The 12,435-nt window shown below is 34.1% G+C and carries 12 protein-coding genes; 4 read left to right on the forward strand and 8 right to left on the reverse strand.

All coding sequences use genetic code 11. The features are described 5' to 3' along the window. Nucleotides 1-57: 57 nt before the first annotated feature. Nucleotides 58-648, reverse strand: coding sequence for a hypothetical protein (locus RLT85_RS11320; protein WP_311402162.1), 591 nt, complete (start codon nt 646-648; stop codon nt 58-60). Between the two features lie 165 nt (nt 649-813). Then, nucleotides 814-1,368: a hypothetical protein gene (locus tag RLT85_RS11325; protein ID WP_311402163.1), complete on the reverse strand. Its 555-nt coding sequence runs from the start codon at nt 1,366-1,368 to the stop codon at nt 814-816. Between the two features lie 132 nt (nt 1,369-1,500). Between RLT85_RS11325 and metG the strand changes: the two genes are divergently transcribed. Continuing rightward, entirely contained in the window at nt 1,501-3,561 is a 2,061-nt protein-coding gene (metG, locus tag RLT85_RS11330) for a methionine--tRNA ligase (protein ID WP_311402165.1), read from the forward strand. A 554-nt stretch (nt 3,562-4,115) separates the two neighbouring features. After that, nucleotides 4,116-5,018, forward strand: a complete 903-nt coding sequence (locus tag RLT85_RS11335) for a histone deacetylase family protein (protein WP_311402166.1) — start codon at nt 4,116-4,118, stop codon at nt 5,016-5,018. Here the strand turns inward: RLT85_RS11335 and RLT85_RS11340 are convergent. The 4 genes from RLT85_RS11340 to RLT85_RS11355 form a co-directional block, all read right to left on the reverse strand. Continuing rightward, the gene (locus RLT85_RS11340) at nt 5,015-5,479 is read right to left on the reverse strand and encodes a CBS domain-containing protein (protein WP_311402168.1); all 465 of its coding nucleotides are present in this window, start codon (nt 5,477-5,479) and stop codon (nt 5,015-5,017) included. The genes RLT85_RS11335 and RLT85_RS11340 overlap by 4 nt on opposite strands. A 130-nt stretch (nt 5,480-5,609) precedes the next feature. Continuing rightward, nucleotides 5,610-6,428, reverse strand: a complete 819-nt coding sequence (locus RLT85_RS11345; RefSeq protein ID WP_311402169.1) for a ferritin-like domain-containing protein — start codon at nt 6,426-6,428, stop codon at nt 5,610-5,612. A gap of 28 nt (nt 6,429-6,456) precedes the next feature. Further along, nucleotides 6,457-7,224 (reverse strand): ferritin-like domain-containing protein, encoded by a 768-nt coding sequence (locus RLT85_RS11350; protein ID WP_311402170.1) that lies wholly within the window; start codon nt 7,222-7,224, stop codon nt 6,457-6,459. 408 nt (nt 7,225-7,632) lie between these two features. Further along, nucleotides 7,633-7,971 carry a single-stranded DNA-binding protein gene (locus RLT85_RS11355; RefSeq protein WP_311402171.1) on the reverse strand — a complete coding sequence of 113 codons (339 nt, stop codon included), beginning with the start codon at nt 7,969-7,971 and terminating at the stop codon, nt 7,633-7,635. 175 nt (nt 7,972-8,146) lie between these two features. Here RLT85_RS11355 and RLT85_RS11360 point away from each other — a divergent pair, with 175 nt between their 5' ends. Further along, complete coding sequence (locus RLT85_RS11360) at nt 8,147-8,920, forward strand: nitrilase family protein (protein WP_311402172.1); 774 nt, start codon at nt 8,147-8,149, stop codon at nt 8,918-8,920. Here the strand turns inward: RLT85_RS11360 and RLT85_RS11365 are convergent. Both RLT85_RS11365 and RLT85_RS11370 read right to left on the reverse strand, forming a co-directional pair. Beyond that, nucleotides 8,907-10,526: an Ig-like domain-containing domain gene (locus RLT85_RS11365; RefSeq protein WP_311402173.1), complete on the reverse strand. Its 1,620-nt coding sequence runs from the start codon at nt 10,524-10,526 to the stop codon at nt 8,907-8,909. The two genes, RLT85_RS11360 and RLT85_RS11365, sit on opposite strands and share 14 nt — an antisense overlap. A gap of 285 nt (nt 10,527-10,811) precedes the next feature. Next, nucleotides 10,812-11,498, reverse strand: coding sequence for a ComF family protein (locus RLT85_RS11370; protein WP_311402174.1), 687 nt, complete (start codon nt 11,496-11,498; stop codon nt 10,812-10,814). A 55-nt stretch (nt 11,499-11,553) separates the two neighbouring features. Here RLT85_RS11370 and RLT85_RS11375 point away from each other — a divergent pair, with 55 nt between their 5' ends. Then, a complete protein-coding gene (locus RLT85_RS11375; RefSeq protein ID WP_311402175.1) occupies nt 11,554-12,435 on the forward strand; it encodes a DUF8428 domain-containing protein in 882 nt (293 codons plus the stop codon).

A 12,435-nucleotide genomic window follows, 5' to 3' on the forward strand; every position in this document is an offset into this window, starting at 1 on the left:
TAAAAAAATCCCTCCTCTAAACTAAAGGAAGGATTATAAACTTATGCAAGTTTTAAATTACTTTCTAGAGAACGCTCTAGTCTTGGTTGAAGTAGTCCCTTTTCCCTCAAAAGTATCAACAATTTTGGTTAAACTTCCTCTGTAAGCTCCACTAAAACTCTGTCCGTTTTCCATCATTCCTTCAAATTTTAAATTGTAGGTGTTTCCATTATCCAATACTTCAAAAGAACCGCCAGTAATTTCGTAGTAAGTAGGTTCACTTTCGCCTATAGTAGCATCAATAATAATGTCTCCATATTCAAATGTATTTGCCTCACCCGAAGTGCTAAAATTATAAACACCTTCTTCCAAATTATTTTCATTGGCAGTAAAAAGTTCAAAATAAATACCACTAAAAATTTCATCTTGGGGTAATACCTCTCCAGCAATTGTAGTTAATTTTGACGTTGTTAGCAATACATCAAAATTATAGACACCCGTAGAAAAAGATCCATAATCTTCTATTACTCCCGCTTTTAATGTGTATTCACTATCCCCAACTTTCAAGAAGTTAGAAGAGGAAGAACTGTCATTATCATCATCTTTATTGCAAGAGATAATGCTTAAGCTTACAAAAGCTAGTACTAAAAAAATTTTTACTTTTTTCATTTTTTAAATTAGTTAGAAATTTATTTGGCGGCTAATATAATGTTAATTTTTTAACATAATAAGTATTCTATTCTATTTTTTTCTAATTATATATTAGTTTGTTAGCATCAATTTTTTAGTAAGCTTTTTCTTTTTTCATGTCCTTTTCCTGAATCATTGGAAAAATTAATCCTCATAACGTATCAACTTTCCTTTGTAATAACCATTAAATTCAATGCTATCATTTACAGTACCCGCAAAAGATAATTGATAAATCCCTCTTTGTTCTAAAGCCTCGAGCGCACAACTTGAAATCTCATAATCAACAGAAGATGATGTAATTTCATTAGAAGTACTTAAAGTTGAAGAATTAAAAGTATTGGCATTTTCTGTAAAGTTATACTGGTAATTCCCATTATTTAGCTTTTGATTATCTGAGGAAAATATGTCAAATTTAGCTCTAATATCCTTAGTTAAGGTATCGGAAGGATCATTTATATTTGAAACAAGATAGAATCCATCTAGAGATTCATAAGTACTTAGACTAACACTAAATTTATAAACTCCACTTCCTTGCTCGGTTTCCCCATATTCAAACAAATCTCCAGAAGTTAACACATATTCTTTGTTATCGACAATTATATAACCTGTGGCTTCCGAGGAGTTATCATCGTCTTTACTACAAGAAATAATAACGACGCTGGCAAAAATAAATAGTAAAATGTTTTTTAAACATTTCATGCATAGAGGGTTTTAATTAATAGTGACGAATGTAAATAAAAAACAATTGCTTTTAAAAAAATATCCATACGCTACCAATTCATTTAAAACATAGCTTTCCTTATCTTTGCATCCTATTAAAAATCAGAAAAAATGAGCTCACCCAAAAGATATACCATTACCGCCGCTTTACCTTACACCAACGGACCCATACATATTGGGCACTTGGCTGGAGTTTACGTTCCTGCCGATATTTACTCTCGTTATTTAAAAATGCGCGGAGAAGATGTGGTTTTTGTATGTGGTAGTGATGAACACGGGGTGCCCATTACCATAAAAGCCAAAAAAGAAGGCATTAGTCCGCAAGATGTTGTCGATAAATATGATGCTATTATTCGTAAATCTTTTCAAGATTTTGGAATCGAATTCGATAATTATTCTAGAACTTCAGGTAAAACACATCATGAAACAGCTTCTGCCTTTTTTAAGAAATTGTATGAAGATGGCAAGTTTATAGAAGAAGTAACCGAGCAGCTCTATGATGAGGAAGCCAAGCAGTTTTTAGCCGATCGTTTTGTGGTGGGTACCTGCCCAAAATGTGGCTATGAAGAAAGTTATGGAGATCAATGTGAGAAATGTGGAACTTCTCATAATGCTACAGATTTGATAAATCCAAAATCGGCAATTACAGGAAATGTACCTACCTTAAAAGAAACGAGACACTGGTTTTTGCCCTTAGATCAATATGAACCTTGGTTAAAAGAATGGATTCTAGACAGTCACAAAAAGGATTGGAGATCTAATGTGTACGGTCAGTGTAAATCTTGGATTGATGATGGTTTGCGCCCGCGTGCTGTAACTCGGGATTTAGATTGGGGAATTCCTGTTCCTGTAGAAGGCGGAGAAGGGAAAGTGCTTTATGTATGGTTTGATGCGCCTATTGGTTATATTTCTGCTACCAAAGAATGGGCAGAACAAAATAATAAGGATTGGGAGCCTTATTGGAAAGACGAAGACACTAAACTGGTGCATTTTATTGGGAAAGACAATATTGTTTTTCACTGTATCATTTTTCCCACGATGTTAAAAGCCGAAGGAAGTTATATTTTACCCGATAATGTGCCTGCCAATGAATTTTTAAATCTCGAAGGCAACAAGCTTTCTACTTCAAAAAATTGGGCGGTTTGGTTGCACGAATATTTAGAAGATTTTCCAGGCAAAGAAGATGTATTGCGCTATGTGTTAACCGCCAATGCACCTGAAACTAAAGACAATGATTTTACTTGGAAAGATTATCAACAACGTAACAATAGCGAGTTGGTGGCCATTTTTGGAAATTTCATTAACCGTGTGGCGGTGTTAACTCATAAATATTATGAGGGTAAAGTTCCCGCTGCTGCGGAATTAAAAGAAATAGACGAGCAAACTTTGGCCGAATTAAAAGCTTATCCTGCTGTCATTGCAAGTTCCATAGAAAAATACCGCTTTAGAGAAGCTCAAACCGAAATGATGAATTTGGCTAGATTAGGAAACAAATACCTAGCCGATGAAGAGCCTTGGAAAACCATTAAAACCGATGAAGAACGCACGCAAACGGTGATGTATGTAGCGCTTCAAATTGCTGCAGCTTTAGCCACTCTATGTAAGCCTTTCTTGCCTTTTACTTCTACCAAGCTAAATAAAATGTTAGCTCTAGAAGATGCAAATTTTGATTGGAATGCTATTTCTTCCGCGAAAGCTTTATTAAAAGAAGGACATCAAATCAATGAAGCTGAATTGCTTTTTAGCAAAGTAGAAGATGAAGAAATACAAAAACAATTAGACAAATTGGAAGCGACCAAAAAAGCAAATATTGCTGAAGATAAAACCGCAGAGCCTCAAAAAGAAACCGCTACTTTTGAAGATTTTACCAAATTAGACTTGCGCGTAGGAACCATTGTGGAAGCCGAAAAAATGCCTAAAACCAAGAAGTTGTTGATACTTAAAGTAGACACAGGCATTGATACGCGAACCATTGTTTCTGGCATCGCAGAGAGCTTTAAGCCCGAAGATGTTGTAGGGAAAAAAGTGACCGTTTTGGTGAATTTAGCACCCAGAAAATTACGAGGTACTATGAGCGAGGGGATGATTTTGATGACCGAAAATGCTGATGGTAAATTGGTATTCGTGAATCCTGATGAAGAAAAAATGAATAATGGAACGGTAATTTCTTAAATTAGGTTCATAACCAACAGTGTGTAAAACATTTTTTTTGAATTTTTTTTGGAAAGTTCTATTACTGTTAAATTTAGAATATTAGCATGATAATAGAGATAATTTTTAATCTTATAAATGCTTTTGGCATATCGAAAATTTATCGTAAAATTTGAAACGAAATTCCGTGAAATTTTAGGCTGTTTGAGCCAAACGAATTTTCAAGTTTATACTAAAAATTCTTGGCGAGTTCCTAAAATTTAGGGATTGAATGAAAAATTTAGATAAAGATTCGTCAGCCTAGACTTTTTTGTTTCTTTTTTTGGCAATGAAAAAAAGAAAAAATCTATATTAGAAATCTAATGCAACTAATTTGGTTTTATCTTAATTGGTACAGCGTTGGTTTGTAACCAATTTATAATCCGACTACAGTAGATTAACTTATAGTCGGTTTTACACAGGTACACCCCCTTTTCCCTTATTTTGAATACGCTCAGTACATGCTTTTTTAGAGGGAAAAGGGAATACGGAATTAAATATTTGTTTTTTCTTTAAATCTATTTATACAACTAACCATGCTTAAAATTGCTTTTCATCCTTCTTATATCCATCCGTTGCCTGAGCGGCATCGTTTTCCTATGGAAAAATATGAATTGCTACCTCAGCAATTACTCTATGAAGGCACTTGTGAAGCAGAGAATTTTTTTGAACCCAAAATTTTAAACGATAAATATTACCTAGCCGTTCATGACGCCGAATATTTTTATGATTTTATCAATTTAAAATTAGGTCAGAAAGAAATACGAAGAACGGGGTTTCCGCTTTCGCGGAGTTTAGTACATAGAGAACTGTTAATTGCTGGTGGCACTTTACAAGCTGCAAAATATGCGATAGAATATGGTGTAGGAATGAACATCGCAGGAGGCACGCATCACGCTTATACCAATAGAGGCGAAGGTTTTTGCATGCTTAACGATCAAGCCATTGCTGCAAAATATTTGCTTCAAAAAGGTTTGGCGAAACAAATTTTAATAATTGATTTAGACGTGCATCAAGGTAATGGAACGGCAGAAGTTTTTAAAGATGATCCTTCAGTATTTACGTTTTCTATGCACGGCGCAAAAAACTATCCATTTAAAAAAGAAGAATCTGATTTGGATATTGGTTTGCCCAACGAAACCGAAGATGAAGTTTATCTAGAAAAACTTAAAGCTACTTTACCTAATTTATTGGATTTAGTACAACCAGATTTTGTCTTTTACTTAAGCGGCGTAGATGTATTGGCAACCGATAAATTGGGAAAATTAAATTTAACCATAGAGGGTTGTAAAGAACGAGACAGGTTTGTACTGCAAACTCTAAAAGATGCTAATCTACCTGTAGAGATAAGCATGGGTGGTGGTTATTCCGAAGAAATAAAATTTATTATCGAAGCGCACGCCAATACTTATCGTCTAGTACAAAAAATTTGGTTTTAGGCATTCCAATTATGACCTTGTAATTCTAGAACGGCTTTCAAAATATCTTTTTGGCTTATAAGACCTACTAATTTTCCATCTTCACAAACGGGAAACCTTCTTATTTTTAAACTTAGAAATTTATTGGCCATATCAAACAAGTGCATATCTGGCGATACCGTCTCAACGTTTTTTACCATATATTTTTCCACGTTCATATCATCCATGGGTTGGTTGTAGTAACGCGATTCTGATACTTGTTTTATGCAATCCCCTTCAGAAATAATTCCAATTACTTCATTGTGTTCATTTACTACTGGACCACCAGAAATTTGATACTTCAATAAGGTCTCCATGACTTCTAACACGCTTTGACCTTTTGTAAATTTGTACATATTTACCATCATAAAATCTCTGACTGTAATGTTTTCTGAAGCCTTTGGCTCTATTGCAGATTTAGCCTTAAAATTCTTGATTCCCATAATTTATTCGTTTTCAATTACTTAAATATAGAGAAATTAGCTGGATAATAAAAATGAAAAAAATCAATAAAAAAAACGCCCCAAATAAATTGGAGCGTTCTATACTTTTTAAGGTATTACCGTATTGACATTAAGAAACGATAAAAGTTCCTGCGATATCAAGTACTTCTTGCATTGTTAAAGGTTCATCAAAAGCTTCTGTTAACGCATCATCACCTCCAAGAGAGCCAAATGCACCAGTAAGCTCTACGCCGCCTTGCATTGTATTTTGCTCTCCAGCATAAATAGCACTGAATGCAGGAGGTAAAGTATTTTCATTTTTGGTAATTAAACCTTTTTCTCCTCTCATTCTTCTTACTTGTGAAGCGTGGCGTGCTTCTACAGAGTGAACTTGAAGTGCATAGGTTAGCAAAGTATTGTCATTAGCTAATGCTCCAGCTTGACCTTTAAAAGCTCTAACTCCCGTATCTTCAAAACCTTGAGCTAACGCCATAAAGGTTTCATAATTAGAAAAAGTATCTAAGTTTAATCCTCCTGGTGCTCCTGTAAAATCAAATGTTGGCTCTGGAACTGCATCATCTCCCAATGCTGCTGCAAAGAAAGATACGTGAGAACTCTCGTGATCTAATATAGTTTGGAAAACGGTTCTATCTTCTTCTGGGATTAGTCCATTGGTATCCATTCCCATTTGGTAGAAGTTACGTTCTAAATATTCTAAGGTTAAAGCAAACTGCAATACCTCGGTAGGAGTTGCCATAAATGCTGCTGAAGCCATAGAGCTGGTGGCAGCTTTAGCTGAATTGCTTTTTGCAGCCATAGCAAAAGGAATAGAAGCTAACGCGGCATTTTTCCCTATACCTTTTAATCTTTCTAAAGAATCTCTTCTAGAACCTTTGGTACTTAAAGCTTCTTTATCTGAAAGTGTATCTAAAAATTTTATTAAATTCATAATTTTGTGTTTTAAGTTGATAAATTAATTACGATGTAGGCAAATTATTTGCGGTAAACGGAGTGGTTATAAAGCCCAAATTGCTCACAGCTGCAAGAATATCTGCTGGTAAGGTAGCTTTATCATAGGCTTTACCTGTTCCGCCCAGGTTTACTAGGATATCATCTCCTGCAAAATCCATAGAACCTGGATTTACTAGATCGCGAAAAGCAGACGCATGTCTAGCTTCTACAGAAACGATTTTACCAGCTAAGCCCAAATAAGCTTTACCAGCATCATCACTTACATTAATTAATTGCCCTGCACCATTATAAGCTGCAACACCTGTATCTTCTAAAGCTACAGACGTAGCCAAAACAACACTTCTACTATTAAAATCTACAGATGAAAAATCAAAAGTCAATTCTGGTAAAACTTGATCTGCCGAGGCTACGCTGCTAATTGCTGTTTTAAAAAACTCTCTGTGAATGGCCTCGTGATAATATACATCATCTAAAAGTTGACGTTCAGCACCGCTTGTTGCTTCATAATACATTCCTTGTCTAACCTTAGCGTAAAAAGCAGCTTCTAATTGTTCTAAGGCGTAGGCGTAATTTAATATTCCTAGATTTCCGCTTCCTAGATCAAATACGTTAGGATTTGGATTAGGATTCGGATCTGGATTTTCTGGCGTAAAGTCATCATCATTGCTGCATGCCATCATTAAACTGGCTCCTGCAAAGGCAAGACCGCTCACTTTTAGAAATCTTCTACGATTGTTATTTACCGCAATTTCTTTAGTTCTTTTGTTTTTCATCTTTAAGTAAGTTTGGTTATTTAAAAAACTTACGTAAAAAATGAGGCTTTGGTTTTTTAAAAGTTTATTTATTTTGTTTTAATATCCGTTTTCTCTATTAAAATATGTTAAAAGCATGGCAGTTTACTGAGAAAAATATTTTTTTAAGGAGATATTTAAAAGTGCTAATTATGAAAATTATTAAAAGACTAAATAGTCATTTAGGTCTAAGTTTAAGTCTCTATCTACTCGTAGGCGCTTCTGCAGAAATTTATTTGTTTTAAGATTGTAAAACCTAAGATTTGGATTCGAAAAATTTTTCTAGATGCTCACTACAAACAATCTACCCAAAAGGTGTAAATGATTACTTACACCTAGGGTAGATTACATAAAGGGCATTTATACTAAGATGATTGCAGTGTTGACTTCTTATTGTTTGCTGCCCAACATTAATAATTCTTGGCAAACCACCTCTGTCACATATCTTTTTTCGCCCGTTTTGGTTTCGTAACTTCTAGAAGTAAGCTTACCTTCTAGGGCTACTTCATTTCCTTTGGTTAGAAAATTTTCTGTGATTTCGGCTACTTTTCCCCAAGCAACAATGTTATGCCATTGGGTATCTGTAATTTTTTCTCCTTTTGCATTTTTATACGTCTCATTAGTTGCGATAGAGAATTTCGCTAATTTTTTACCGCTATCTAAAGCAATAATTTCTGGGTCGTTTCCTAAGTTTCCAATTAACTGTACTTTGTTTTTTAAAGAATTCATAATGATAAGATTTAAGATGTTGATTTTCATTCGTTCATTTCAACAGGACAAAGATGAGAAGGCACTCTAGTTTTATTCGGCTGATAAATAGTTGCTTACGTTTAATTTCGTTTGCAAACGTTTGTAGTCGTTTAAAAATGTTTTTATTGTCTCAAGAATTTAATAACTTTAGCCTATGGAAAAATTACGCGTAACTCTACTACAAACCGAAATCCTTTGGGAATCTATAGATGAAAATCTCCTTCGCTATACCGAAAAAATAAAAGACATTCAAAACACCGATCTCATCATTTTGCCCGAAATGTTTAGTACCGGCTTTACCATGGAGCCTAGTCCTGTAGCCGAAAAAGAATCTGGAAAAGCAGTGCAATGGATGATCAAAATGGCGACTTCCAAAGAAATAGCGCTCACTGGAAGTTTAGTTATTGAAGAAAATGGAAACTACTACAACCGACTTTTCTTTATTTTTCCCGATGGTAATTATACAACCTACGATAAAAAACATTTGTTCTCTTTAGCTAAGGAACACGCAAACTATTCCGCGGGAAGCGAAAAAATAAGTATTGATTATAAAGGCTTTAAAATTTGTCCGCTTATTTGCTACGACCTGCGTTTTCCTGTTTGGGCAAGAAATGTAGAAGAGTATGACGTGCTCATCTTTGTCGCCAATTGGCCAGACAAAAGAGTAAAAGCTTGGGACGCTTTACTAAAAGCGCGTTCTATAGAAAATATGTGTTACACCATTGGCGTAAATCGTGTTGGAACCGATGGAAATGATATTTTTTATAGCGGACATTCGGCAGTTTATGATGTTCTGGGTGATAAAATATCTGCTCAGTTCCTAGAAACCGAATGTATAAAAACCATAACTTTAGATAAAAAATCTATGGTAGAAGCCAGAAATAATCTAGGTTTTTTACGAGATCGAGATGAGTTTAGTTTAAAATAAAATTCTCATTAATATCCCAATTGGCTCGCATATCTACGGTTTTAGGAAAGTAGATAAGCGTTTCGGGTTTGGTTTGCTTCAGGTAATTACCAGAATCCCATTTTCCGTTTTTATTTTTATCATAAATCAATCTTAGTCTATATTTTCCAGGTTTTATAAATTCAAAATAAAACGAATTGCCATCTTCGGCTTCATGAATCTTTTTTTCTATTACTACTCCTTTAGAATCTACCAACTCTACGATAATAGGATAAGTTTTTACATTAGAGACATTTAAGGTTAAGGTTCCCAAATCTGCAATTGCAGGGGTTTTTACTCTAAAGTTTAAAGTATCATTTGCTACATCATAAAAATCCGTAAAGGCATTTGGAAGCATTTGAATAGTATAGGTTTGCTTTTCTTCTTTCTCAAAATCCAGCATTAATTTATTTTCAAATGCCAACATACGTGATCTAAAATTCACTGCGGCAGAATCTTGGTTAAGAATACGTATTTTACTGCTGTCTACTTTCTTTATAGGAAGATTCATATAAATACCAAAGTCTTCTTTAAGGCCGAGCTTATTGCTATTCAACTTTTTAATTTCTAAACTATCTTTAAACAATTCTTTTATTCTCGTAATAACAGTATCTCTATAATTGTTTTGGGATACGCTAACTATTAAACTGTCTTTTTCTATTACAGGTTGGTACCATAAATGCAAGCTGTCTTTATCAAAATCTTTAAGGATTGTAGTGGTAAATTGGGTAGGATTGGGCTCTATAATTTCAATTTGAATACTGTCATTCAGCTCTCCTTCATACCCATAAACCACTCTATTTGCTCCCATTTGTTTTGTTTTGCTTACGCGGAAGTCTTTCTGCTCCATAAATAGGCTAAACGCCAAATTTCTATTAGTAGGTAAACTAAGCGTATCTTCTAGAAAATCTATTTTATCTTCGGAAGGATTGAAGAGATAATTAGAATTTTTATCTTTTAAAGCAACAACCTTATAATTGCCCGCTTTCATATTTTCAATCTGAAACGTGTTGGTAGAATCCTGCGTATACCCTATATAAGTTGGCGGAGTTTGGTACACCAAAGAATCTGAATATTCGTCATCTATTTCATATAACAACACAGAAATAAATTCATCGGTTTCTGCTTCAAAAGCATCTTTAACTCTCCCTGAAACCTGTAAAGAATCTATATAACTCCCAGTAGAAAACACATATTTAAAAAACGGCAATGGGTTTTCTTCGTTGTTATCTATGATGCTGTTACCAAAGTTAATGGTGTAGGTGGTATTTTGCTTTAAAGAATCGCCCAATTTAATAGTCACGTATTTTTTCGGACTTCCTTGCGGAGAAATTATAGGTCTGGGATCTATGGGAGGCGAAATAATGATTTGACGCTGCGCGTCTTTCAGCTTTATATACTCATCAAAATAAATTCTAACTTCCTCTTTATCGAAGTTGGTGCTAAAATTCTCTGGAGATGATCTTATAAATGTAGGAGGAATAGTATCTAAATCACCACCTGTAGGCATACCTCTTTTGGCACAATTAAAAAATGCAGAGCATACCAAAAGGCAAATCAGAAAATATAAAAGACGCTGTATTTGCATAACACCAAATTTTAAGCAAAGAAACGATTATTTTTCTAAAGTTTAGTTTTGTCAGTAATCCTGTCTGGGTAAAACTTTAAGGAGAGCCTAAGTATTCGTGATGAAGTTGAAAAATCTAGCATTTATTCAATTACAGCTAGCTTTTTACACTGTCAAAAAATTAATGATTTTGAAGTTAAGTACAATTTAAATTTTAAGTTGCTATTTTCTAGATAGTTGAAATTAAGTCTAACTTTTATTATCTAAAAGCGAAGCGGCCTAGCATCTTAATCGAGAACGATTAGTTTACATAGTAATCGCCATCGTCGCAATGCTTAGTTTCGTATTTGGAGCTTGTAATACTATTTGAGCGCAAGTTTCTAAAGTTGTTCCTGTTGTAATGATATCGTCTACCAAAAGAATATGCTTGTTAGCGATTAAAGCTTCATTTTGAAGTTTAAATAAATCGTGTTTCATTTCGGCGCGGGCACTTCTATTTTTAAACACTTGAGTGGCTGAAGGCGTTTCTTTTATTAAAACTTTATCAGAATAAGAACAATCCAAATGCTTCGCCAAATTCACGCCAAAACCAGCCACTTGGTTATAGCCTCTTTTTCTCATTTTCTTAGCGTGTAGAGGAACAGGTATCACCACATCTATATCTTTTGTCCAAACGAGCGTTTTTAATTCTTCTCCTAACCAATCTCCCAAAACGGAACTAATTTCTTCTTTTCCTTTATATTTTAGCTGATGCAACAATTGTTGTGTCATATTTTTTTTGTGAAAGACAAAAAGAGAGGTTATGTTTACCAAAGGAATTCTACCATAAAATACTTTTTTCGCCGTATTTTCGTTTTGGTAGTGAAAGTTGGTCGTAGGAAGCTGATACCTGCAATACAGGCATATAGATTTTTCCTCTACCAGCAGCGCTGTTCCGCAGCAAATACAAGTTTTAGGAAAAACAAATTCTAAAAAATCACTAAAGAGATTCAATTAAATTGATTTTTAATGACTTCAATTTAATCAAAAAAGGATTAAGTATCTGTGTATGAGTGAAAAAAAAGACAATCGTGTACTTAAAATCTTAATTGGGGCACTCAGCTTATTATTATTAATTTCTATAGTCTACACCTTCAGTTTCTATCAAGAGAATGAGGAAAATGTCGAAATCATTTCCAAAGAAAAGAAACGCTTAAAAAGTGATTTGGATCAACTTCAGAAAAGATATGAAGGCATTGTAATTGATAATTCTTCTTTAAAGAAAGAGCTTACCAAAGAAAAGAAACGCATTTCTAGACTGTTAAACTCTCTAGACAGTTCTAAAATGACCAATGCCCAATTGCAACGTTATAAAATTGAAGCTGAACTTCTTAGGAGACAACGAAAAAAGTTACTAAAAGTAGTAGATAGTTTTTCACAAAAAAATGAAGAGCTTCAGGAAGTAATCGATAGCACATCTAGCGTACTACAACTCAATCAGCAAAAAACTGATTCGCTCCATTTTCAGAAAAAAATCTTAGAAAATCAGGTAGAAGAGGCTTCTTTTCTTCAATTAAGTGATTTAAAAGCAGAAGGGATTTACATCAAAAATAAAGATGAACTTCACACGACTCACAAAGCAAACAAAACCAACCAATTGCGCATTTGTTTTAGTTTACTAGAAAATACCTTAACTCAAAATGGTTACAGGCAGGTGTTTATTCAGGTTATTAATCCTAAAAACAAACTTTTAGGTTCTCAAGAGCTCATTTCTTTTGGAGATAAGCGCTTAAATTATAGCGCTCTAAACACGATTAATTATCAGAATAAAAAACTGGAAAGCTGTATTCTCTTTGAGGTGGCTCCAAAAAATATGCTTCAAGGGCGTTATATTGTGAATGTATTCGACGGAGCACATCGCATGAAAACCAGCACTTTCTTCTTAAAATAA

It is taken from the genome of Mesonia ostreae, assembly GCF_031845265.1.
GTDB lineage: Bacteria > Bacteroidota > Bacteroidia > Flavobacteriales > Flavobacteriaceae > Mesonia > Mesonia ostreae.